The organism is bacterium (assembly GCA_024224155.1).
Taxonomy (GTDB): domain Bacteria; phylum Acidobacteriota; class Thermoanaerobaculia; order Multivoradales; family JAHEKO01; genus CALZIK01.
Genome location: JAAENP010000186.1, coordinates 1 through 23404, shown reverse-complemented (window position 1 = coordinate 23404; position 23404 = coordinate 1). Strand labels below are relative to the sequence as shown.

The following is a 23404-nucleotide window of genomic DNA, read 5'->3' as shown; positions in this document are numbered from 1 at the left end:
TTACTCCTCGCCCGTTGGTCCGGTCCGATCGAGCCGGGCCAGCTGAGCCAGCTGAGCCAGCTGAGCCAGGGCCCGGTCAATTCTGGCAAGCGTACGGCCTCGACCGAGAATAGCCAAGGTCTCGAACATGCCGAATCCGACCGCCTTGCCAGTCGCGGCAACACGTACTGCGTGAATGATCTCGCCCAGCTTGATGCTCTTGCTCTCGACGAAGTCCCGCATGACTTGCTCGAGATGCCTTTCGTCAAACGCATCCATGGCGGCCAGCTCGCGCCGGAAATCGGCGAGCAGACCGGCTGCGTTTTCGGGACCGGCCAGACGCTTGTTCCAGGCCGACTCGTCGTAGTCGAGCTCGTCGTCGGCACGGTAGAAGTCCTCGAATTGGAGAACGTCTCCCGCCACCTTGATCCGGTCACCGGCCGCCGCCACGATCGCTCGTAGATCGGCCGCTTCCGCTGTATCCAGAGCCCAGCCGGCGCGCTCGGCGAACGGCCGGCACAACTCGAACCGCTCGCCGATCGAGAGCTCTTCCATGTGTCTCCCTTCGAAGGTCATGAGCTTGATCGGGTCAAAGCTCGCCGGCGACTTCTGCACCCGCTCCAGTGAAAAACTCTCGATCATCGCCGCCCGATCGAAGTGCTCGGTCTTGTCGTCGAGCGACCAGCCCAGCAGCACGAGATAGTTGAGCAGCGCTTCGGGCAGGAACCCGATCGTCTCGTAGAAGTCGACGATCACCGGATTGAAGGTCTCAGCGTCCGGAGACAGGCCGATGGTTCGGGCGATCTCCTCGCCGTGCTCCGTGAGGCGCGCGAACTCCGGGTGTTTCAGATACTTGGCGAGCTTCCTCTTGGAAAGCTTGTTCTTGGATCCGGGCTCGGCAACATAGGGTAGGTGGGCGTACTCGGGCAGTTCGTAGCCCAGACTCTCGGCGATGAAGATCTGGCGGGGCGTGTTTGAAAGGTGCTCTTCGGCTCGAATCACGTGACTGATCGCCATCTCGTGGTCGTCTACTACCGAGGCCAGATGGTAGAGGCAGGAGCCGTCGGCCCGCTGGATCACGTGATCTTGCTCGCGCTTCCACTCGAAGGCCATGTCGCCGCGAATCAGATCCGTAAAACGGCATTCGCCCGCGCGCGGCATCTCGAGACGCACCACCGCCTGCCGTCCCTCGGACTCGAAACGCTCGCGATCGGCCTCGGCCTCCGCCCGGAAACGGCGGCTGTAGATGAACTTCCGATTGTCGGCCTCCGCCTGTTTGCGCTCCTCGGCGAGATCCTCGGAGCTGGCGTAGTCATGGTACGCGTGCCCCGAGGCCAGCAGCCGATCCACGGCTGCCTGATAGAGCTCGCCTCTCTGCGACTGATAGTAGGGCCCGTAGTCGCCGCCCACCTCGGGTCCCTCGTCCCAGTCGATGCCCAGCCAGCGGAAGCCATCGAGAATCGGTGCCAGGGTCTCGTCCAGATTGCGCTCACGATCGGTGTCGTCGACTCTGAGGACGAAGCAGCCGCCCCGACTGCGCGAAAACAGCCAGTTGAACAGTGCCGTGCGCACGCCTCCGATGTGGAGGTAGCCGGTCGGGGACGGAGCGAAGCGGGTGCGGACCATGATTGTGCCGTGGAGGTGACCGCGCCGGCGCTAGCCCAGCGCGAAGAACGAAGCATACGGCAAAAGCGAACGTCTGCGCCTCGGCGCCGCTCGGCAGGCAATCCTCCAGGGGACGGCTCGGGCAAGAGGCCTGCACAGGTGGGCCCTCGCCTGCGCTCCGCTGCGCGCAGACCAGCATGGACCTTCGAGAGTTCTTCTCGAGCGCTTGCGGAGAGCCCCCTGAGCGGATTGCATGCCGGCTCGGCTAGCCTCGGCGCAGCTTGCCAACGGCACCACGCAGTCCGGCATCGTGTGCCGCGCCGAAGCCTTTTCTCGACACCGAGAATGAAAGGCCGGCCGTGTGCGCCTCGCAGCGAGCCTCTCTTCGCTCGCGGAGAGGCGGCACCGGCGGCTCGCTATCGGTTGGCACACCACCGCATATCCGAACGTCGGGGGAAGGAGTCCCGAACCGTCTTGGATTGACATACAATGTCCGCCTTCGACCGGGAGAGGTGCCGGAGTGGTCGAACGGACCTGCTTGCTAAGCAGGCGACCGGGGTAACTTGGTCCGGGGGTTCGAATCCCCCCCTCTCCGCCATCATTCTTACTCCTCGAAACCTGCCCTGCGGGGCGAACCGCAGAAGGGAGAACGGCCATGGCCTCCTGGTCCCCAACCGACGTCGATCTGGTCGCCGTCAATACGATCCGATTCCTGGCCGTCGACATGGTCGAGCGCGCCAACTCGGGCCACCCGGGCGCACCCATGGGCCTCGCTGCCCTCGGCTACACTCTCTTCGCCCGCCATTTGAGACACAGCCCGACCAACCCCGAATGGCCCAACCGGGACCGGTTCGTGCTTTCCTGCGGACACGCCTCGGCCCTTATCTATGGATTGCTGCATCTGTCGGGTTACGACCTCTCGCTCGACGAGATCAAGAACTTCCGCCAGTTCGGTTCCAAGACACCCGGCCACCCCGAGTACGGCTTGACGCCGGGTGTCGAGACTACGACCGGCCCGCTCGGTCAGGGCATCTCCACGGCGGTCGGTATGGCCATCGCGCACGAGCGGTTGGCCGCCGAGTTCAACCAACCCGATCTGACGCTCTTCGACTACCGCACCTGGGTACTGGCCAGTGACGGAGACCTGATGGAGGGCGTCGCGTCCGAGGCCTGTTCCCTCGCCGGTCACCTGAAGCTCGGATCGCTCAAGGTGTTCTGGGACGACAACCGCATTTCAATCGATGGCTCAACCGACCTTTCTTTCTCGGAAAACGTCGCCCAGCGCTTTGCCGCCTACGGCTGGAACATTCTGCGAGTCGAAGACGGCAACGACCTCGCCGCTCTCGACGCCGCGGCCAAGCTCGCGGCGGAAGAGACCGAACGACCGACCCTTGTCGTCGTCCGCACCCACATCGGCTTCGGCAGCCCCAACAAGCAGGACTCCTCATCGGCGCACGGCTCGCCACTGGGAAAAGACGAGGTCGAGCTGACCAAGAAGGCTCTCGGCTGGCCGCTGGATCCGAGGTTCCACATCCCCGAGGAGACCCGCGAGGCCTTCTCGACCACCGTTTCTCGCGGCAAACGGCTCGAGGCCGAGTGGAAGGCGCTTCGGCAAACCCACCGCGAGCGCCACGGCGAGCAGGCCGCCGAGCTCGATCGACGACTCGCAAGCCATCTTCCCGAGGGTTGGGAGAGCTCGCTACCCGTCTTCACCCCCGCCGACGGCCCGGTCGCGACTCGCAAGGCCTCCGGGGCGGTCCTCAACGCCTTGGCGCCGGTGTTTCCGGAGTTCGTAACCGGTTCGGCGGACTTGACCGGCTCGGTCAACACCTACCTCAGCGACGACGGCGACTTCTCGGCATCCGACCGGCTGGCTCGCAACTTTCGCTACGGTGTTCGCGAGCACGCCATGGGCGCGATTCTCAATGGCCTGGCGCTGTCGAAGGCGTTCATTCCCTATGCCGGCACCTTCCTCGTGTTTTCGGATTACATGCGCGCCTCGGTGCGTCTGGCGGCGTTGATGGAGATCGGCTCGATCTTCGTCTTTACCCACGATTCGATCTTCCTCGGAGAAGACGGACCGACCCATCAGCCGGAGGGCCATCTGGCCTCGTTGCGCGCGGTTCCTCAGCTGACCGTCCTGCGACCCGCCGACGCCAACGAGGTTGCGGCCGCCTGGGCGGTGGCTCTCGAGCGCCGCGACCGGCCAAGCGCCATCGTATTGACCCGGCAGAAGCTGCCGATTCTCGAGCAAACCGCGGAGCTCGCCCGCGACGGTGTCGCTCGCGGTGGCTACATCCTGTCCGAGGCTCCCGGGGGCTCGCCCGGGGGGCTGCTGATCGCGACCGGCTCCGAGGTCGCGATCGCCCTCGAAGCCCAAGCTCTGCTCGCTGCCGAGGGCGTCGAAGCTCGGGTCGTGAGCCTGCCTTCATGGGAGCTGTTCGAGGCGCAGAATGCCGAGTACCGCGAGAGTGTTTTGCCCGCTTGGGTCACGGCCAGGGTCTCGGTCGAGGCCGGCGCGTCCCTGGGCTGGCATCGATACGTCGGCAGCCAGGGCGCGACCGTCGCGGTCGACCGCTTCGGCGCCTCGGCTCCGTATGCCGACCTTCTCGAGCCTTTCGGTTTCACGCCGACCCAAGTCGCCGGTCGCCTGAAAGCTCTGTTGTCGGACTAGTCAGCTCGCACATGCCAGCGGCATCGACTGGCGAAGGCTCCCGGCCAAGGGTAGATTGTGGCCGTCGCCGACCACCGCAAGATCCGAATCCGGCTCGATGAACCTCGCTCGACCAGCTCGCCGCTCGCTTCCCGGGCTGCTCTCTTGGCCGCTCTTCTGGTTGCTGGTGCAGGCGGCGTGCGTGTTTCTGCTGCTCGAGATCTCGGGCAGCCTCGAGGCAACGGTGGTTCCGGACACCCCGAGTTACAGGCAAGCGGCGCTGGCTCCGTCGTTGTCGCAGGCGCTCACGAGCCACCGCACCCTCGGGTATCCCCTGTTCATGAAGAGCCTTGGCTTGAGAGCAGACCGCGGGCACGCGGGTAACCAGGCGCGCCACGGTCATCGGGTCTTCCGGAGGATCCCGCCGACCCAGGCGCTGGTGTTCCTGGCAGCGGTTCTGCTCCTATGGCTCTCTATCCGTGTTTACACAGGATCCGCATGGCTCGCCTTGGCCTTCGTGAGCCCCCTCTACTACGCGAGCATCTGGAGAATCGTCGACCGCATCCAGCCCGACTTCCTGGCCGCGGCCCTGGCGCTGGTCTCGGTGTCCTTGCTCCTTCTGGTTGCGTCGAGGCCTCGGACACGGCTGCTCTGGATCGCCCTGACGCTATCCGTCTTCGCCACCTATCTGGTCCGACCGGGCTATGTCTTCCTGGTAGCCCTGATTCCGCTCATGGGTGTCTTGCTGCGTCTGGCCTACGCCAATCGCCGCCTTGCTTCGAGTCTGATCCTAGGACTCGGCTTGCTCGCGGCCACTGCCCTACCCTTTCTTTCCTTCAACCTCCTGCGCTGGACCCTGGTGGGCGACTTCGCCCTGGTCTCCTTCGGAGGCTACAACCTGATCGGCGTTACGGCCTCTCTGCTGGACCGAAGCCTGGTGGACGGGCTTTCCCGAAACCGGGATCTGGCCGACGACATACTGCGCGATCGCGAGCTGAAAGGCTGGCAGCCCATGCCGCTCGGAGGCGATATCCTGGTCTGGCATTCTCAGCACAATTTCAACATCTACCGAATCGCCGTCGGACACGCGGCCGCGGGAATACAGACCCAACGAGCCAGCGACGACCTCGCGGACCGGAGGACGCCTCATATCCAGATTGAGACCAACCGAGTCCTCAAACGGCTGTCCTGGGACATCATCCGAAAGAAGCCACTGCACTATGCGCAATGGGTTCGGGACACCGTCGTCGTCTCGATGCTCCGGACGGTGGCAGAGCCCGGTATTCGCTGGCCGGCGATCCTGACCGCTCTGTCACTCCCGTTCGGACTCCGGCTAAGGCGCGCCGGCGCCTACTCCACGGACAGCGAGACGACCCGAAAAACAGACCGACTTCTGGTCCTCTCTGTCCTGGGCCTCACGTTCTTTCTTTTACATGCCATCCTCGTAGCGCTCGTGGACCTACCCTACCCACGCTTCTTCTATGCCATGGTTCTCCTGCTGCCTTCGGTTCTCTGCGGCGTCCTCTTCGAGATCTGGCGCTCGATCGACAACGGGCTCCGGCGGCGAGGTGTTTCCGGGAGCGTCCTGCGAATCTCGGTAGTCCCGGCTTTGGCGCTGGTGCTCGTCCCCAACGCAATGCACCTCTACCGCGGAGCCGTGAGTCAAACCACGGCAGAAGCCGCTTCGCTCTGGATCAGGAAGACGGCGGGCTTCCTGAGCCAGAGAACTGTCGCCACCGAAACCTCTCCTCTGAATCTCAAGGCAAGGGAATCCGAGGGCCCCGCGCTGGTACCGCTGGAACTGCACTGGCACGAGCTCTCCGAACCGCCCCCTCTTTCGCTCGATCTGGCGGATTTCGAGGTGTTTCCGGAATCGAGACTCGACGGACCCGATCGACACTTCTATCTGAGTCGCATCGAGCGCATCGACGCCAGGAACGTCGCGACCCTGGAAGCACAGCTCTTCAGGCGAAGGGGGCCGACGCTGGTTGTCCTTGCCCACCCCTGGCGTGTCTACGGAGGTCGAGCCGGTGGCAAGGTTCCGACCCTGCATCCCGTCGCCTGGAGTCGGCGAACCAAGCAAGGACTCCAGGCGGGCCTGCCGAGTCGTTTCCGAGCCGGCCAGGTGATCTCCCTCGACGTCTCCCTCTCCTGGGAGCAGATTCCGGACTGCGAGCTGACGCTTGGAGGAGAGAAGGTCGAACTACACGCCTATCGACGCAGCCAACATCGGCCGTCGCTCATGACACCCCGGACCCTGCTGGCGACCGACACCACAAGCCTCCTGTTCGAGTGCCCGGACAGCGCCCTGATGTCGCCCGAGCCGGCCGTCTCGGTAATCCGGTGGCTTCCGACCGCCACCACTACTGCAGGCTGAACCGAATCGTCAGGTTCAGGTAGACCGAAACCGGCTTGCCGGCCCTCATGGCCGGGCGAAACCTCCACTGGCGAGCGGTCTCCGCCGCCTCTTCGCTCAACCCGAATGGCAGCCCCTTGAGGATCTTCACCCGATTGACGTCGCCGTTGGCGTCCACGACGGCTTCGAGGATAACCACGCCCTGAATGCGCGCCTGGCGCCCCTCTTCGGTATACCGGGGCGAGGGGAAATAGATCTTCACGGGCGGCGAGATGTCGCCGCCAAGCTGGTACACCGGTCCGAACGGACCGTCCGAGGGTGGGGCATCGGGAATGCCGAATACGACGCCATCGAGTGCAACATCGACATCCGGAGCTTCCGCTTCCGCCAGCAGGAGGGGCTCGGGCTCCTCGGGCGTGGGATCCGGAATCGGGATGACGCGTTTCTTCTCCTTCTTCTTCGGTTGCAGCTGATCCGCCTTTGGAGGCGGCGGCGCGAAGCGAACCTGCTGAACGATATAGACCGGCTTCGCCGGCCCCGCCGGCCGCAGCACCGCCTGAGCCGCCGGGAACTGAAGCAGAAAGAACACGATGTGCGCCGCAATGGCCGCGCCGACCGCCAACCGCAGCCCGCGTTTCTCGTTGGTGTCATCGGAATCCAGCTGGGGCACGTAGCCGAGATGCGACTTGATCACCTTCTCGCCGTTGCCGCCGAAGCGTTGCCAACTGGAGCTTCTCTCAAACATTACAAAAAACCCGGGCCGAGTTCCCTGGAGCCCTCGCACTGTCGATAAGCAACTACGAGGCCAACACCAATGCAGTTTGCCGCCTCAGGGGCGCGCTGACAGCAGCGCGGTCAGAGGCTCGATCGGCAGCGCCTCGCGCACATTGCCGTCGCGGCCGCGGACGGTGGTCGCCCGCAGCAACGAATTGTAGACGGCCTCCTCGACCGCCTCCACCGTGGCCAGAAAGAGCGGGCTCATCCGATCGTTGGCCAGGAGCCTCGATTCTCGGATGTTTCCCGGGCCGGCCAGATTCTCGGTCGAGAAGGCAATCACGAAGTCTCCCGAGCCGTTGGACATGAAGCCGCCGGTGCGTGCCAACCCCAAAACCGCCCGCCGGGCCAGGCGCTCGAGGTTACGCGAAGAAAGCGGTGCGTCGGTCGCCAGGACGATCATGCAGGAGCCCCGATCATCGATCGGGGCCGGAGCCTCTTCGGTCTCGAGAGCCTCGCGGAAGCTGTAGCGACCCAGCGTCTCTCCCACACGCAAGCCGTCAATGGTCAAGACCCCGCCGAAGTTGGTCTGCACCAGAGCACCGACGGCGTAGCCACCCAGGGACTCGGGCAGGCGCCGGGACGAGGTCCCGATCCCACCCTTCCATCCAAAAGCGCTGGTTCCGGTTCCGGCGCCGACACTGCCTTCCTCGACCGGTCCCCGGCTCGCTGATTCGATCGCGGCGATGACGTCCTCCTGGGTCACGTGAAGTCCTCGAATGTCGTTCAGGTAGCCATCGTTGGTCTCGCCGACCACGGCGTTGACCGACCGGACCGCTTCGTGGCCGGGGCGAGCGAGCGTCCAGCGCACGACCGCCTCGATCGCCCGGCCGACCGAGAGCGTGTTGGTCAGAACGATCGGAGTCTCGATGTTGCCGAGCTCGTGAACCTGGAGAAACCCAGCCGCCTTGCCGAAGCCGTTGCCGACGTAGACGGCGGCAGGAACCTTGGCGACGAACAGATCGCCGCCATGGGGCAAGATCGCGGTGACCCCGGTGCGCACGCCCTCGCCACGCACTATCGTCCGGTGACCGACACGCACTCCCTCGACATCGGTGATGCCGTTTTGCGGCCCCGGCTGAAGGACTCCCGGCCGGATCCCGAGGTCTCGGGCTCGGGGCCGCCCAATTGCTTCGGCCACCACCGGTGGCGTCCCGATCGACCCAAGCAACAGGATCGCAACGAAAGGTTTGAATGCTCTCACCCTCGACTCCTTCTAGAGATCGATCTCGGCCTCGCGCTCCCCGGCGGCGACCGCAATCGCCGCGCGCGCCGCGACCTCGAGCGGATCGACGACCTCGACCCCGAGCGGGCTTCCAGGCCCTCGGGGGCTGAGAACCAGGGGTATCTCGGTGCAGGCGGTCACGACCAGATCCCCTCCCGCATCCCTCAGCAGAGCAACCGCTCGCTCGAGGGCGCACTGCAACCGGTCTCGATGCTCGGGCTGCCGGTGAGCGCCGCCCTTGATGCCGGGCTGCTTGGCGGTACCGTAGATCGAGGCCATCACCAGCGACTCTTGGAGCCGTTCGCCGCCCGGTAGATCCAGCAGACTCATCGCGTCCAAGCCGTGTGCCGCGCAGGCTTTCTGGTACAGCCCCGCCACGAGCGTTCCGGTCGTCGCGAGGAGACCGACCGTCCGGACCGCGCTTCGGCCTCGAACGTGGGCGATCGTCTCGCTCACGAGGTCGAGAATCGGCAGGATCTTCGCCGCTCTCAGCTCGGGCAGGACGACGTGGGCCGCGTTGCAGGCGATGACCGCGAAGTCGGCGCCGACCCCGTCGCCCGCCCCTCCTGCCGCCTCGAGAGCCCGCAGGCTACGCTCGAGCCAGGGAAGCGGCGAAGGCCCTCGGCCCAGGACGTATTCCGTGCGGTCCGGCGTGCCGGGAAGAGACGAAACCAGGAAGGGCGGGTAGTCCCGATCGCCGAGGACCGTCCCAAGAGCTCGCGCCTCGGCCTCCCGCAAGAGTAACCGTTCGAAGCGGATGTGCGCGTGCGGGCCGAGACCACCGACGATACCGAGGACCCTGGCCCAGGCACTCTCGCCGCGCGCTACCGGTTGATCTGGCATGAAGCTGTCCGCCGATCGGGCCAGGCTTCCGCTACTCTCCCAGCGCCGCGTAGCGCACCAGCCGATAACGGTACTTGGCAGCCGCCCGGATGCGCTGCGCCAAGGGCTCGTGCCTAGCGTCATCCCAAACCGCGTACTTGTCCACCAGCCTGCCCGCACGCTCGGCGTCACCCGTCGATTGGATCGCCAAGACCTCGGCGAGCAAGGCGGCGACGGTTTCGTGATAGCTCTCATAGTCGATGGTGAGGCGGCCGTCGTCACTCCAGGACAGGAGTCCGTGCTCCAGGAAGAAGTTCATCTGCATGAGCTGCATGGTCTGGTACGGCTGGGCCCGGCGCGGCTTCACCGCCTGCAGGGTGCGCCGTACGCCATCGGCGTAGACCGAGCGCAGGCCGGCGGCATCGTAGTAGCCGCTCTCGGCCAATGCCGGCGCGGCATAGAGCGACACCAGATCGGACTTCAGCTCTTCGATCAGATCCGAAGACTCGGCCAGTGCCTGCGCCAGGTCTCCCCCCTCGGCGGTGGCCGACGGCCCGAGGTAGTGCCCCACCTCGTGCCAGAGAGTACGGTTGAAGTTGCCCTCCAGGGTGAGATCGTCGGCGTGTCCAGGCGCGACCGCCGCGGCCCAACCGGCTTTGGTGTTCGCAAACAGGTCGGGGTGGGTCATGATGTTGTAGCGCAACATGATGGTGCGGCCGTACTTGCGGGCGTGATCGGCATCGTTGGGCAGGATTGTGGCGGTGTTGGTTCCGCGAGCCTGCCCGAAGTCCGCGATCACGTGGTAGACCCCGACCGGAATGTCCGACGACACTCGCTTGTGGTGCCCGTAGGGCAGGCTGTCCTCCAGTCTCTGGAGGCCACCTATAGCCGCGGCGAGTTTGTCCGTGCGTTCCTCATCGCGCAGCAGGACATTGGCGCTAAAGAAGCTCTTCACCCCGAGCAATTCATCGTCGTAGGTCTCATAGCTGCCGATCTGGCCGTTCAAGCGCCCAAATCGGCCCCTGACCCACGAGGCGTCGCCGGCCTCGTAGTCGTCGGCCAGAAGATCGCGGGCGCGGTTGCCGAGATAGGCTGCGAAGTCCGCGTCTTCGGGCCTGATGGTCTCTGCGGCGTGCCGCAAGTGATCGTATACCTCGAGAATCTCATCGGCGTAGCCCACCGAGTACGGCACCGCATAGAAGCCGGTCGGCTGTGCATCGATGTCGGATCGGGCGAGCCCGGCGGCAAGCTCCGCCAGCTGCTGCCCCAGACGCGGATGCATCAAGGCAAGCTCGGAGTGTCCTTCCAACGCAGCCAGGTCGGCTTCGAGCTTGTCAGGTGTCACCCTTCGTACCACCGAACGCACATCCAGGATCGAATCGCGCTCTTCTGGGTGCTCTTCGAGCCAGGCCCGGAGCTCTTCGCGGGTCACGTCGGCCGGATAGACGTTCTTGCCCGGCACCTCGGCGGCAACCGGAAGAAACGGAGTCCGACGATTGTCGAGCGTCGTCGCGATCGGCCCCTTGAATACTCGAAACAGATCCAGCAGGTCTCCGGTCACGCGCGAGGCCTCCTCGCTGTGGGCGAGCTCGTCGTGCTTAGCCTCCAGCTCAGCCAGGGCTTCGAGGCTCTGCGGGTGAACCGACTCGAGGTAGAGACGATGCAGAATCCGTCCCGCCGCCAGCAGATCGTCGACCGTCATCCGCTCGGCTTCGGTGAGACCCGACAGGTCCGGCTTCAGACGAACGATCAGCGTGCGCTCGAGAATCGGTTCGATGTCGCCGGCGCTCCAATAGCCGGGTGGCAACTCGGCCCCGCTTGCCGTAACCGCAAGCCCCAGTGCCATCAAGGAGCCGATGCCCCAATAGCGTTCCCAGAGTCTTCCGATGCGGGCAAGTCGATTCCTCTGCATGGCACTCCTCGGTTCATGTTCCAGCCTGCCCCGCGAGCCCAAGCTAGCCCCGGCAAGCCACTGACTACTAGTCTGCGAAATCGTTGCCCACCAGAGCCGGCGCGTCGGTTTCCGGCACATGGCAAGAGACGCAGACCCACCGCGCTCCCACGACCTTGCCGCCGATCTCATCGGTGTCGCCACGCAGGCTCACGTAGTGACTGACCGGGATCGCCGTCGGGTCTTCTTCGTCGGGAGCCCTCCAGTCGGGTGTGTGGCAATCGACGCACCAGTTCTCTTCCCGCGTGATCGGCATGAAGTCGGCCACCGCGTGCGGTGCCAGGGGAGGAGCACTCGCGAAGGCGCGGCCGACCGGCGGCCTGTCGCCGGGATCGCTGCTGTTGACCATGGGCACCGGCGGCACCGGCACCTCGAAGACGCTGCCCTTGGCCAGGCCGACCTCGGCATCTGGTATCGGCTCTGCCGAGTCTTGCGCAACTACCAGACCGACGCCGCCCGAACCCGCCACCAGAAGAAGTCCGAGTGCGACCAACAGAGTGACTGGCTTACTCATGATCAGGCTCCCTTCGCCTTGAAGACCCGGACGGCGCACTTCTTGAAGTCCGTCTCCTTGGAGATCGGGCAGGTTGCGTCGAGAGTCACTTTGTTGATGAAGACGCCCTCGTCGAACCAGGGCACGAAGACCATGCCCCGCGGCATCGTGTTGCGGCCGGCGGTCTCCACCCGGGCTTGGATCTTGCCGCGGCGCGACTCGATCCATGCCAGGTCATCTTGCGCCAAGCCGCGCTTCTTGGCGTCGTCCGGGTGCATGAAGAGCTGCGCCGTCGGCACCGCGGCGTGGAGCTCCGGCACGCGCCGAGTCATCGAGCCCGAGTGCCAGTGCTCGAGCACCCGGCCGGTCGACAGCCACAGCGGATACTCGGCGTCGGGGCTCTCGGCCGGCGCGGCGTAGGGACGGAAGAAGATCTTCGCCCGTCCCGCGAGAGAGGTCTTGTCGGCCGCGGTCACCCCGTCGAGGTCACCGCTCGGCAGCGCCTTCAAGGCGCCACCGTAGAACTCGAAGCCCGACCCCTGCTTGACGTAAGAATCGTCCTCCTCGTTGAAACGCCATCGGGTCTCGCGGCCGTCGATGACCGGCCAGCGCAGGCCGCGAACGTCGTCGCGATAGTAGGTGTCGAAGTCGGCCAGATCGTGATGATGACCGCGACCGAAAGAGGCGTATTCTTCGAACAGCGCCTTTTCGGGAAACCAGTCGATGCCGGCGTCGGCGACCGTGCAGTTCTCGCGACCGTCGGCCACAGGGTCCGGCCAGGCGAACTCGCGGTTGGCCGGGGTGTCGAAGAGCACGTCGTAGAGGGTGTGCTCACTCTTGTAGCCCTTGCTCTTGGCGGCGGCCAGAACATCCGGCAGCCGGCCGTCCTCGAAACCGTCGGCGGCGAGGCCCGGCACCTTCTGCTCGCCCCAGACCTCGGCCAGGGTGAAGCGCTTGGCGAACTCCATGACCTGCCAGACGTCGCTACGGGCTCCGCCGGGCGGCGGCACCTGCTGGCGCCACATCTGCGTTCGGCGCTCCGAGTTGCCGTAGGCACCCCACTTCTCGAAGATCATCGCCGAGGGCAAGATGAGGTCGGCCACCTTGCTCGACAGCGTCGGATAGACGTCGGAGACGATGATGAAATTGTCGAGCTCCCGCGCCGCCTGGATCCAGTGGTTGGCGTTGGCCGTCGATTGGAACGGATTGGTGACCTGAACCCACAGCCACTTGAGCGAACCGTCCTCGAGATCGCGCATCATCTTGGTGATGTGGCTACCGACCTTCGGGTTGAGAGTCCCGGCAGGTAGTTTCCAGACCTCCTCGGAGCGCTTGCGGTGGGCCGGGTTGGCAACCACCATGTCCGCGGGCAGGCGATGGGCAAAGGTCCCGACCTCGCGCGCGGTTCCGCAGGCCGAGGGCTGACCGGTGAGCGAGAAGGCCCCGTTGCCCGGTTTGGCCTGCTTGCCGGTCAGTAGATGCGCCATATAGGCCTGCTCGTTCACCCAGGTCCCGCGAGCGTGCTGGTTGAAGCCCATGGTCCAGAACGACACGACCTTGCGTTCGCGGTCGACGTAGTAGTCGGCCAGCTGCTGGAGCTTCTTCCTGTAGCTCTCGAGGGACTCGTCGGGATCGCCCTTCGACAGCTCGGCGACGAAGTCCAAGGTGTAGGGCTCGAGGGCGCGCTTGAACTCGTCGAAGGAGATTAGCCAGTGCTTGCCGGCGGAAGCGGCATTGCCCTGCGCCACTTCGTGAACCTCGTCCGGATTCTTGCGCTGGGCGATGGCTTCCTCGCGGGTCAGCACGACGCCGCGCTGGCGCCGCTGGGTGTCTTTTTCCGCGTCGAAAGCGAACTCGTCGGTGCCACGCATGCCGAAACCGATGTCGTAGGGGCCGGTGGCGAAGACGCAGTACGTGTCGACGAACTCCTGGTCGACGCCCCCTTTGGCGACGATCTCGCGCGCGATGAAGTTCCAGATGGCCAGATCGGTGTTCGGCTTGAAGACGATCTCGTGATCGGCCATGTCCGAGCTGCGGTTGGAGTAGGTGGTGAGGTTGACCACCCGGTAGTCGTCACGCGCCATGCGCTGGTCGGTGATGCGGGCCCAGAGCATCGGGTGCATCTCGGCCATGTTGGCGCCCCAGAGAACGACCGTGTCGGTGAGCTCGATGTCGTCGTAGCAGCCCGCCGGCTCGTCGATGCCGAACACCTGGATGAAGGCGGCCACCGCCGAGGCCATGCAATGCCGGGCGTTAGGATCGATGTTGTTCGAGCGCCAGCCGGCCTTGAGCAGCTTGACCGCGGCGTAGCCCTCCTGCACCGTGTACTGGCCCGAGCCCATGATGCCGACACCGGTCGGTCCGAGCTCGCCGTGGACGCGCTTGAACTGGCGTTCCATCTCGTCGAAGGCGCGCTCCCAGGAAACCGGTACGAAGTCTCCCTGCTTGTCGAACTCGCCGTCCTTCATGCGCAGCAGCGGCCGAGTCAGCCGGTCCTCGCCGTAAAGGATCTGGGCGTTGGCGTAGCCCTTGACGCACAGCAGGCCGCGATTGACCGGATTGTGGCGATCGCCCTGGACGGCCACGACTCTGCCGCCCTCGCTGGCAACGCGAAGGCCGCAACCTACGCCGCAGAAGCGGCAAACGCCTTTGTCCCAACGCCAGCCGTTCTCCGCGGATGCCCAGGCGGGCACCGGAATGCCGACGACTGAAGCGGCTGCCGCGGCGACACTGGCCTTCATGAAGTCCCGTCGGGACCAGCCTGGTTTTAATTCCACTGATGACCTCCTTCTACGACGAAGCCCCGGCGCCGCCGTCTTCCGTGTCGATGCCCGGGTCAATGCCCCTGTCAATCCGATGCTCGATCAGGGCGGCGGCCTCGACGACCGGCAGCGCCTGGATGTGCCGCAGACCGCGCTCCTGCTCTTCGGCGCTCTCCGTCTCCTGCACCACGACCAGACGTCCGGTCTCCGGCTGGCAGTAGTGCACCTCGACTCCCGGGAGCGCTTCCAACGCGCGCTGGCAGTCTCCTACGCGCAACGGTTTCGACACCACCACGATCCCCGAATAGTGCATGGTCATTCCCGTAGCGTTTCAACCTCCCTCGCTAGGCGGCCCCTAGTGATTCTTCGACCGTGCGCGCCGGCGATCAAAAAGAATAGGCCGTCCAGAGCATCCATTTGTCGGTATCCGCAGCGTGACTCTCGGCATCATACAGCGCGCCCTTGAGCCCGATCGTCTGATTCCAGGAGGTCTTGTAGGTAGCCAGGAGATCGAGCTCTTCGCCATAGGAAGCGCCGCCCTCGGTGGCTCCGAAGTCATGGTAGATCGCGGCCCAGCCGACGCCCTTGGCGCATTTGCCACGCACCTCGAGATAGAGATCTTCGAGGCCATCTCGCGGCGTCGCCAAAAACTTGTCGGCCCAGCCGTTGAACTTGTGCAGAGTCGCGAGCGGGGTGCGGAAGGCGCCCCCGGCGCTGCCCTCGAGGACCTCGAGGCCGACGCGCACCGTCAGTTTGCCGCGCGAGCCTCCCAGAGCGAGATGCCGGTAGCCGACATCCAGATCGGCCGGATTGTCGCCGGCGTCCGACTGCTGGGCCAATTCGATCTCGTAGAGCAGGGCCCAATCGCCCTCTAGCTCTTTCTTGCCCGAGAGCTCGGCGCCAAACGTGGACGACGACAGGGCGGCGACATCATCGTAGTCGAGGAGAAACCCGTACAGGGTCAGCGCCCCGACGCCGTCCCAGTCGAACTTGGCGTTGGCAAGATGAGCGGCCAGGTCCTGGCTGTCCCCGAAGATACGGTTGACCGCGGTCAGAAACGAATACGAGAAGGTCCATTTCTCGACCGCCTGGCTGACCAGGTTCAGGCCATCGAACGACTGGTGGTTCTGGCGCCAACCGACCGCACCGACGTAGCGCTGATCGCCGTAGAGAATCTCCTGACGGCCGATCGTCCACTTCGTCTTGCCGTTGTCCCACCTCAGATAGGCCTGGTTGAGCTCGGTCAGCGCCGGATCGGCGACCACCGCCCGGTCGGTCACGCCATTGGACAGCGAGCCCGCGCCGAGGTTCCTGTAGTTGTCGTCACCCACCGCGGTGACGTTCTCCGCCTCGGCGAACAGGCTTACTTTCTTGTACTTCTGCGTCCGATAGCTCAGTGTCGTGCGCAGCGTCGAGGCCTCGGCGTCCCTAACCACGGCGTCGTCCGACACGTTCTCGAACCGGTAGCGCAGCGAGATCGCCGCCGTGCCGTTCTTCAGGCTCTCGGCAAAGCCGGTCGGCTCATCCTCGGCCCGCGCCGTGGCGCTCAGCAAAAGGAGCCCCGCGCAGAATACACAGACACTTGATTTGAGGTACTTCATTCTCACGCTCCCGGAGTAGGCGTATCGCGGATACGAGCCGAATACAGAATTCTAGAAAGACTCGCGTCGATTCCGGCCACCCGATGGGGTAGGCGACTCGGCCGCTGAACGAGCTACTCGCGGTAGAGATCGATCACCCGCTCGATCGCACGGCTGCAGACGGGGCAGAAGCCGACCTGGTCGCGCGTGAACATGATGCAGTCGGCCGCTGGCCGGTAGAGACCCTTTGCCTGATAACCCGCGCCTTCGAAGGCGCCCACCTTGCCCGCGTGCTCTTCAGCCGCGAGCCGCGCGGTCATCGTTTCGCGCTCCTCGGTGAAGAGCTTTTCGAGGGCGGCTTCGGGCGCGCCCTCGGCGCGAAGTCTCCGCCGCTCGGCCTGAATCTGGTGCTGTTTCTCCTCGAAGGCTTCTTTGGCCCATGGGGTCGGAAGCGGAGTGCTGTGCGCGACCAAGTCGCGCCACTTGAGGCTCTCCGGATCTCTCAGGGCCGTGATGTTGGGCTCCGATGGCTCGATCATTCCACCTTGAAAGTCCTCGTAGGCGACGTCCGAGGTGTAGTACTCGTCCCCCAGCCCCGCGAACGAATGCCCGAACTCGTGCACCATCAGGTACGGCGCGAACGCGGAATCGACGGCGGCAGTGGCGTAGAGCCGGTAGATGCCGCCACCGCCGTACTTCTCGCTGTTCACCAGAATGATGGCGAAGTCGTAGGGGGTGGCCGCCGCAACGTCGCGCCAGGCGCGGTCGTCGAGCGTCAACACGTAGCGTTCGGAGTCGAGCGAGTTATAGCTCGTCCCGAGCGGCGTGTCACGAAACAGGGCCGAGCGCGGCCGCGAGATGCCGGTCTCGGGCGCCGGCGTGTCGATCGCCCAGACGTTGAAGTCGCTCTTACGCGAAGCGAACGGCTCGTGGTCGAAGAGGTGGGTGGTCATACGGCGAACATCGGCCCGGTATTTCGCCATCTCGGTGCCGGTGTAGCCGTCCCCGAGGATGAGGAGATCCACCTTGACCGCCGGGTCTCCGTTCTCGAACACCGGCCACAGGTCGCGAGCCGGTACGCTGGCCCGATGGACATGGCGCGAGACCGGGTCGATCGTCGTCTGCCAGATCTCGGCAAAACTCTGATCCGCACCGCGTTTGCGCAGGCGCACCTGGACCGGCCGCCGCGGCTCGGGAAATCGCACCGCTTCCGACAGTGTCCGCATGACTCCCTCCGCCGCTTCACCAGTGGTCTCCCACTCGCCGTAGATCGACGAGAACCCGCGCGAGTAGATCACCCGTTGACTCCCGAGATCGACGACCTCGAAGAAGTACTTGCCGAGGTTGGCGGCATCCAGAAGCTGGGTTCGGCTTCCGGGCCAGGGACCCTCGATCCGGACCCGATCCAGGGTCACGGTCTCGCTTTCGGCATTGCCGGTGTGGAAGAGGTCGAGGCGCATGGTGGCGCCAGTGAAATGAGCATCGAACGCCAGGGCCGAAGGTGGCAGGCCGGTGGCGACGAGAAGGACGCAGATCACGAGTAGCAGGTGCTTGAGCATGAGGTGATTCTAGCTTGCTAGGATAGGCGGCCCGGTGTCCGAGGTCATCGGAAACCTCACGCCAGACCGAAGCAGTCCTTCTTGACGACAGAGACCCAGAATCGAACGCAGCGGCGGCTTCTCGCGCGCCCCGGATACCGGTTGGCCAGACAAGCGCTGGCCGCCGGCTTCGTTCTCCAAATGGCAATGCTCGGGATGCCCACCTCGGCAACACCGGAGGCCGAGCGCGTGGCGGCCTGGGAGTGGAAGGGAGTCTCACGGGTCGTTGCTGTCGGGGATCTCCATGGCAACCACGACAAGCTGATCCGGCTCCTCACGGCGGCCGAGTTGATTGACCGGAACCTCCGCTGGAGCGGTGGGGCGAGCCATCTGGTCGTGGCCGGCGACTTTCTGGATCGAGGCGACGACGACCGGCCGCTCATGGACGTACTGCGGCGACTCGAACAGGAGAGCGTTGCCGGCGGCGGTAGGGTCCACGTGCTGCTCGGCAATCACGAGGTGATGAATCTGTTTCGGGACACCCGCTATGTCAGCCCGGCGGCGTACAGACACTTCGCGCCCAAAGAGCGCAAGGCGGTCCGCAAAGCCGCACTCGGGAAGTTCGCCGCGCTCAAAGGTGGCGACTGGAGCTCGGACACGTTCCGCGAGTTCAACCAAAAGTACCCACCGGGCTTCTTCGCCCGGCAGGAGGCCTTGAATCCCGACGGCGAGTACGGCAGCTGGCTGCTTCTGCGACCGGCCATTGTCAAGATCAACGAGGTCGCATACCTGCATGGAGGGCTGAGCGAGGACTTCGCGGCCCTCGGAATCGACGACATCAATCGGCGAATGACCGACCAGGTGCGGCGGCATCTCGAGGCTCGACAAGCCCTCGAGCGCGAGGGCGCGATCTCGGGGGTCATGGACTTCCTCCAGCTCGGCGAGGCGGCCGCGGAGCTCCTCGAAACAAGGCGCGGCGGCCGCACGGCAAAACTGCGCGAGACCGCGCGGAGCCTCCTCCTGGCGGCGAACAACCCGATTTTGGGTGCTCAGGGTCCCCTCTGGTATCGCGGCAACGCGCTCCAGGACGAGCGGCTCGAGCAAGACACGATCGAGCGGTCTCTCGAGCTGCTCGGGGCCTCGGCCATGGTGGTCGCCCATAGCCCGACCTCGACCAGCCGGATCACCTCCCGTTTTCACGGCCGGTTGTTTCGTATCGACCACAATATCGACGGTAGCGAGGCTCCTCTGGCACTGGTCGCGGAACAGGGGGAGATTCTGGTGCTCAACTCCTCGAATGGGGAGAGGACCAAACCTTTTCGTGAGCTGCCGCTGGGTCAGTTGCTCTCTTCCAGAACGGCAGCGTTGCCCGATCACGAGCTGGACCGGTTCCTCTCGGATTCCCCGGTCATCGCATCGCGCAACCTCGGCCGGGGGAGCACCCGGCCTCGGCTGATGGTCTTGGAGAGCGAAGGCGAGATCCGCCGGGGAATCTTCAAGACCGTCCAAAGCGACGTCGAGGGCGACCGCTACCAGCATGAGGTGGCGGCGTACCGGCTGGACCGCGCGATCGGGCTCGGAATGGTCCCCGTGGCCGTGGTTCGCACGCTGGAGGGTCAGGCGGGGTCCCTGCAGGCCTGGGTCGAGGGCGCGATCGATCGCGAGGCTGTCCAGGCCTACGAGCTCGAGTTCTGCAAAACCCCGCTCAGTTCCGCTCAGCTGGCCCGGAGCAGACTCTTCGACGCCCTGATCGGCAACGCCGGTCGGAAGCAGGCGGACATTCTCTGCTTGGTCAAGGACCAGAAGATCATGCTCATCGACCACTCCAGAGCCTTCACCACGTCAACCGACTTGCCACCCGAAGTGGGCCAGTCGCTCTCGACCCCCGCTCAGCTGACCGCGGCGCTCAAGGCGCTCAGCCGCGAAGCTCTCGACCTGCACGTCGGCGAACTGATCAGCGACCGCCAGATCGAGGCCCTACTCGAGCGCCGCGACAAGATCGTCGATCATCTCGAGGTCGCGGTGGCCTCGTCACCGTAGCCCGGCTTACGAGCTATCGCGCCTCGACGGTGACGGGTACGGTGATCTCTTCGCCCTCTCGCAGTACCGTCGCCCGGACCGTTTCGCCCGCGCCGAGAGCCTTCAGCGCTTCGGAGAAGTCCTGGAGGCTACCGATCTGCCGCTCGCCGATGCGAACCAGGATGTCACCCTGCCGGAGTCCCGCCTTCTCGGCCGGTGAGCCCGGCGCCACGCTGTCGATCCTCGCCCCCGGACCCTGAAAGGCAAAGTCCGGAATGGTGCCGAACCGCACCTTCCTGCCGGAGGGCGCAGCCGCCCCAGAGTCCGGTGCCGTCTCAACGGCCGTAGAGTCGATGGTCACCGTGAGGGGATCCTCCCGTTCGGCGAGGTACGCGACCGCCTCCTTGACCAGAGTCGCCACCTTGACCAGGCCGGGTCCGTCGACTTTCTCCGCCGTGTCGCCGGGGCGGTGATAATCGCCATGGGCCTGGGTGAAGATCTGGACTCCCGGGATTCCCTTATCGATGAAGCTCATCTGGTCCGAAGCCTCGGCGGAGTGAGGAACATTACGACTCTCGACGCCGGTAACGAAGCTCGAGCCGCGAAAGATATGCTGCCACTCGTCGGCCGTACCGGTCCCGAGAATCGACACCTTTTGATCGAAGAGTCGGCCCACCGTGTCCAGATTGATCACGGAGCGGATGCCCGCGGTCGGGAACGGTGCTCCCTGCTCGACGTGGTGGCGAGATCCGTGCCGACCGGCCTCCTCGGCGGCAAACGCGACAAACACCAGGCTGCGCGCGGGTCGATCTCCCGCCGCCAGGTTCGCGGCGAGCTCGAGAAGCACCGCGACCCCGCTGGCGTTGTCGTCGGCCCCGGGGTGAATCGCGCCCTCGTCCCCCTGATGAACGTCGGGCCAACCTCGGCCCAGGTGATCGTAGTGCGCGCCTACCACCACCGATTGATCAGCCCAATCCGCGTTGGCGCCTTCGAGATAGCCGACGACGTTGACCACCTCGACCGGCTCTCCGTCGGGACCACTCGGCACCTCGACGCCTTGAAACCAGGTGCCGTCACCGCCTCCTGGAGTCAGCCCGACCGCCTCGAACCGTTCCGCGATGTACTCGGCCGCCCTCCGAAGACCGTCGCCACCCACTCCCCGGCCCTCGAGCTCGGGAGAGGCTAGAAAGGTGACGTGCTCCATCAGCGCCCTCAGAGAGAAGACGGGCGGGAGCTCCGCCAGAGCCGTCCGTTTCTCGAGCGAAAGGGCGGCCAGCGGCTCCGATCGACGGTCCGCAGGGCGCAGATCCAGGCGCAAGGGCGAGCTCGAGGCCGGCCATTGGCCCTTGACGACGTTGGTCGGCTCGTCGCCCTCGAAGGCCAGATAGGAGTACTTGCCGTAGTGGGGCAGCTTGCGCCCCATGCCCGAAAACGCCGCCTCCGGCTCGACGATCAGCCAGCCAATCGCCTTCTCGAGATGGTCCGGGTGGCGCCGGATTGCGACCACCGTATGCCCGTCCAAGGGCGCACTGTCTTCACCGAAGCTGACCTTGTCGCGGGACACCGACAGACCTTCCGGCCGGTCCTGGACGAAGAGCGGGTCGGCGAAGCGATTCGAGGCGCCCAGAACCCAGATCGATCGATCCTCGGGCAGCTCCGCCACCTCGCTGTCGAGCTTGACCTCGATCGTATGACCCTCGCTCTGCCAACCGGCCATCAGTTCGCGGTATTGCTCGACCGCGGCGGCGGGGGCGTCCGCGGGCAAGATCGCAAGGATCTCCGGTTCCCCGAAGATGCGGCCGATCGAGGGAGGGGTCTCGCGAGGATCGAGCTGGCGGAAGAGGTCGAACTGGGGGTCGACCTCGAGCACCAGGGGCTCCGCGTCGGTCTCTATCTCGAAAGTCTGACTGTTCCCGGTAAGTCGCACGAGCGACGTCTCCGTCCCCGTGGCGGTGTGCACGGCCACGGGCACACCGATCTCGAAGGGCCGCCCGCCCTGGGTCTGGGTGAGCGTTCCCGTCACGCTGTAGCCGTCCGGCTCCTCGCGCACGGCGGAGACGCTCACGCCGAGGGCGGGAGCCCCCGGCCGCGTCACCCAATCTTCGAAGAAGCCCCCGAGGTCTTCCCCGGTTACCGACTCGAAGCTCGTCCGAAGATCGGCAAACGACGCCTTCTTACCGCGAAAACCGCGGTAGAAACGGGCCAACGTCCGACGAAACGCGTCGTCTCCCACCTGCCGGCGCAGCATGTGAAAGACCATGAGCGTCTTGCCGTAGCCAACCGCTTCGGTGGCCGAGCTGTGGCGAGCGCGGAACTCGGTGAGCGGAAAGTCCCGTCCCTCTTTGACGTAGTCCCGGTACTTCTGCAACGCGTCGCGCCGATAACCCTCTCCCTGGCCCCGCTGCTCCTTGATCAGATGGTCGGCCATGTAGGCCGTCAGGCCCTCGCACCAGTTGCCGGTCTCATAGTCGACAAAGACCGAGTTACCCCACCAGTTGTGCAGAATCTCGTGCGGATACGAAGAATGCAGTATGAACGGAAAACGGATGACCGTCGGACCGAGCAAGGTGAACGAGGGCATGCCGTAGCCGGTCTCCCAGAAGTTCTCGACCAGGGCGAACTTGCCGTAGGGATAGGGTCCGACGAGATCGCGGTACATCTCGATGTACTGGGCGGTAGCAGCCAGGTATTTGCCCGCCAGCGAATCATCCTTCTCGTGCAGATAGACGAGCGCTTCGACCGCGCCGGCCGCCTCGCGATAGACCTCGAGCGGCCCACCGGTGAGATAGATCTCGTCCATCGGGCCCTGCGAGTCCCAACGGGCGCTCCCCTCTTCGTCCCGCGACGTCCCCTCGCCCTGGCTGATGACGTGCCAGCCCGCGGGCAGATCCAGGCTCAGTTGAAACTCCACCAGCCCTTCGTCGAAGTACGGGTACCAGAAGCTGCTTCCACCCAAGAACACGCCCTCTTCGCCGAGCTGGCCGACGGTCGCTCGAAAGCCGCGCGTGTACTGCTCCTTCTCGTCCGAGAGTCCGAAGTCGAAGACCCCCTCGTAGCTGAAAACGAGAGCGCCTCCCTCCGGCACCGCGCTCACCCGATAGCGGGTCAACGGCGCCCGATCCTCCTCGGGACTGGCGTTGATGCCGAAGAAATCATCGACGTCACCCAGCGGCACCTCGCTGACCGGGGGATCACTTTGGCGGATCTCGAGGGCGGAGTTCAGCAGGAACTCGATCACTTCACCCTCCGGCACAACCGGCAGGGTCATGCGGTCAGTCACTTCGATCCGATGCGACACCGGGTCGAGCTCGATCGTCATCTCATGCCGGACGCGACCGTCGGCCGAGGCCAGACTGGAGCAGGCAAACAAGCAAATCGCCACCAGGCTTCTTCTGAGCATCACAGCAGTCTCCTCTTCGTTGAATCTTAGCCCGCGCGATTCCCGAGCCAGTCCGTATCAGACCGGCCGCGCATACGTCGGCGTCCGCGCTTGTCCATCACCGTCTCGGAACCGACCTCTGCTGTTGCTAGGCCCCCTCTTCCTAGGGACCGCCGAGCGGCAGCGCGACACCCAACGACGAAATGTCCATGGAATAGAGCGCGATCGAACGCTCGCCGGGCGCCGCGTCGCGGCTGGACGCAAACAC

General features: G+C 65.1%; 14 protein-coding genes and 1 tRNA gene. 4 read left to right on the top strand and 11 right to left on the bottom strand.

Annotated elements, in window-relative coordinates; genetic code table 11:
• Positions 1 to 1605, bottom strand: coding sequence for a glutamate--tRNA ligase (locus GY769_10520; protein ID MCP4202355.1), 1605 nt, complete (start codon positions 1603 to 1605; stop codon positions 1 to 3).
• A gap of 485 nt (positions 1606 to 2090) precedes the next feature.
• Here GY769_10520 and GY769_10515 point away from each other — a divergent pair.
• The 3 genes from GY769_10515 to GY769_10505 all read left to right on the top strand — a co-directional run bounded on the left by GY769_10515 (position 2091) and on the right by GY769_10505 (position 6614).
• Positions 2091 to 2182: transfer RNA gene (locus GY769_10515), tRNA-Ser, on the top strand.
• A 57-nt stretch (positions 2183 to 2239) separates the two neighbouring features.
• Positions 2240 to 4258 carry a transketolase gene (gene tkt / locus GY769_10510; GenBank protein ID MCP4202354.1) on the top strand — a complete coding sequence of 673 codons (2019 nt, stop codon included), beginning with the start codon at positions 2240 to 2242 and terminating at the stop codon, positions 4256 to 4258.
• A gap of 97 nt (positions 4259 to 4355) precedes the next feature.
• Positions 4356 to 6614: a hypothetical protein gene (locus GY769_10505; GenBank protein MCP4202353.1), complete on the top strand. Its 2259-nt coding sequence runs from the start codon at positions 4356 to 4358 to the stop codon at positions 6612 to 6614.
• Here GY769_10505 and GY769_10500 read toward each other — a convergent pair.
• The 9 genes from GY769_10500 to GY769_10460 form a co-directional block, all read right to left on the bottom strand.
• Positions 6601 to 7338, bottom strand: a complete 738-nt coding sequence (locus tag GY769_10500; GenBank protein ID MCP4202352.1) for a TonB family protein — start codon at positions 7336 to 7338, stop codon at positions 6601 to 6603. The genes GY769_10505 and GY769_10500 overlap by 14 nt on opposite strands.
• 84 nt (positions 7339 to 7422) lie before the next feature.
• Positions 7423 to 8496 carry a P1 family peptidase gene (locus tag GY769_10495; protein MCP4202351.1) on the bottom strand — a complete coding sequence of 358 codons (1074 nt, stop codon included), beginning with the start codon at positions 8494 to 8496 and terminating at the stop codon, positions 7423 to 7425.
• 87 nt (positions 8497 to 8583) lie between these two features.
• Positions 8584 to 9435 carry an aspartate/glutamate racemase family protein gene (locus tag GY769_10490; GenBank protein MCP4202350.1) on the bottom strand — a complete coding sequence of 284 codons (852 nt, stop codon included), beginning with the start codon at positions 9433 to 9435 and terminating at the stop codon, positions 8584 to 8586.
• 31 nt (positions 9436 to 9466) lie between these two features.
• Positions 9467 to 11326 carry an NUDIX hydrolase gene (locus GY769_10485; protein ID MCP4202349.1) on the bottom strand — a complete coding sequence of 620 codons (1860 nt, stop codon included), beginning with the start codon at positions 11324 to 11326 and terminating at the stop codon, positions 9467 to 9469.
• A gap of 67 nt (positions 11327 to 11393) precedes the next feature.
• Positions 11394 to 11879, bottom strand: coding sequence for a hypothetical protein (locus tag GY769_10480; protein MCP4202348.1), 486 nt, complete (start codon positions 11877 to 11879; stop codon positions 11394 to 11396).
• Between the two features lie 2 nt (positions 11880 to 11881).
• Entirely contained in the window at positions 11882 to 14599 is a 2718-nt protein-coding gene (gene napA / locus GY769_10475; protein ID MCP4202347.1) for a nitrate reductase catalytic subunit NapA, read from the bottom strand.
• 49 nt (positions 14600 to 14648) lie between these two features.
• Positions 14649 to 14939: a chaperone NapD gene (locus GY769_10470; protein ID MCP4202346.1), complete on the bottom strand. Its 291-nt coding sequence runs from the start codon at positions 14937 to 14939 to the stop codon at positions 14649 to 14651.
• A gap of 67 nt (positions 14940 to 15006) precedes the next feature.
• Complete coding sequence (locus GY769_10465) at positions 15007 to 16221, bottom strand: alginate export family protein (protein ID MCP4202345.1); 1215 nt, start codon at positions 16219 to 16221, stop codon at positions 15007 to 15009.
• Between the two features lie 113 nt (positions 16222 to 16334).
• On the bottom strand, positions 16335 to 17759 hold the full coding sequence (locus GY769_10460; protein MCP4202344.1) for a peptidase M64: 1425 nt from the start codon (positions 17757 to 17759) through the stop codon (positions 16335 to 16337).
• Positions 17760 to 17840: 81 nt separating this feature from the next.
• On the opposite strand from GY769_10460, the gene GY769_10455 reads away from it, so the two are divergent.
• Positions 17841 to 19778, top strand: coding sequence for a hypothetical protein (locus GY769_10455; protein ID MCP4202343.1), 1938 nt, complete (start codon positions 17841 to 17843; stop codon positions 19776 to 19778).
• 13 nt (positions 19779 to 19791) lie between these two features.
• Here GY769_10455 and GY769_10450 read toward each other — a convergent pair whose 3' ends face one another.
• Positions 19792 to 23157 carry a M20/M25/M40 family metallo-hydrolase gene (locus GY769_10450; protein ID MCP4202342.1) on the bottom strand — a complete coding sequence of 1122 codons (3366 nt, stop codon included), beginning with the start codon at positions 23155 to 23157 and terminating at the stop codon, positions 19792 to 19794.
• Positions 23158 to 23404 lie beyond the last annotated feature (247 nt).

Coding starts and splice junctions, on each gene's coding strand:
- GY769_10520 (MCP4202355.1), bottom strand. CDS start 1,605: ATGGTCCGCACCCGCTTCGCTCCGTCCCCGACCGGCTACCTCCACATC.
- tkt (MCP4202354.1), top strand. CDS start 2,240: ATGGCCTCCTGGTCCCCAACCGACGTCGATCTGGTCGCCGTCAATACG.
- GY769_10505 (MCP4202353.1), top strand. CDS start 4,356: ATGAACCTCGCTCGACCAGCTCGCCGCTCGCTTCCCGGGCTGCTCTCT.
- GY769_10500 (MCP4202352.1), bottom strand. CDS start 7,338: ATGTTTGAGAGAAGCTCCAGTTGGCAACGCTTCGGCGGCAACGGCGAG.
- GY769_10490 (MCP4202350.1), bottom strand. CDS start 9,435: ATGCCAGATCAACCGGTAGCGCGCGGCGAGAGTGCCTGGGCCAGGGTC.
- GY769_10485 (MCP4202349.1), bottom strand. CDS start 11,326: ATGCAGAGGAATCGACTTGCCCGCATCGGAAGACTCTGGGAACGCTAT.
- GY769_10480 (MCP4202348.1), bottom strand. CDS start 11,879: ATGAGTAAGCCAGTCACTCTGTTGGTCGCACTCGGACTTCTTCTGGTG.
- napA (MCP4202347.1), bottom strand. CDS start 14,599: ATGAAGGCCAGTGTCGCCGCGGCAGCCGCTTCAGTCGTCGGCATTCCG.
- GY769_10470 (MCP4202346.1), bottom strand. CDS start 14,939: ATGACCATGCACTATTCGGGGATCGTGGTGGTGTCGAAACCGTTGCGC.
- GY769_10465 (MCP4202345.1), bottom strand. CDS start 16,221: ATGAAGTACCTCAAATCAAGTGTCTGTGTATTCTGCGCGGGGCTCCTT.
- GY769_10460 (MCP4202344.1), bottom strand. CDS start 17,759: ATGCTCAAGCACCTGCTACTCGTGATCTGCGTCCTTCTCGTCGCCACC.
- GY769_10450 (MCP4202342.1), bottom strand. CDS start 23,157: ATGCTCAGAAGAAGCCTGGTGGCGATTTGCTTGTTTGCCTGCTCCAGT.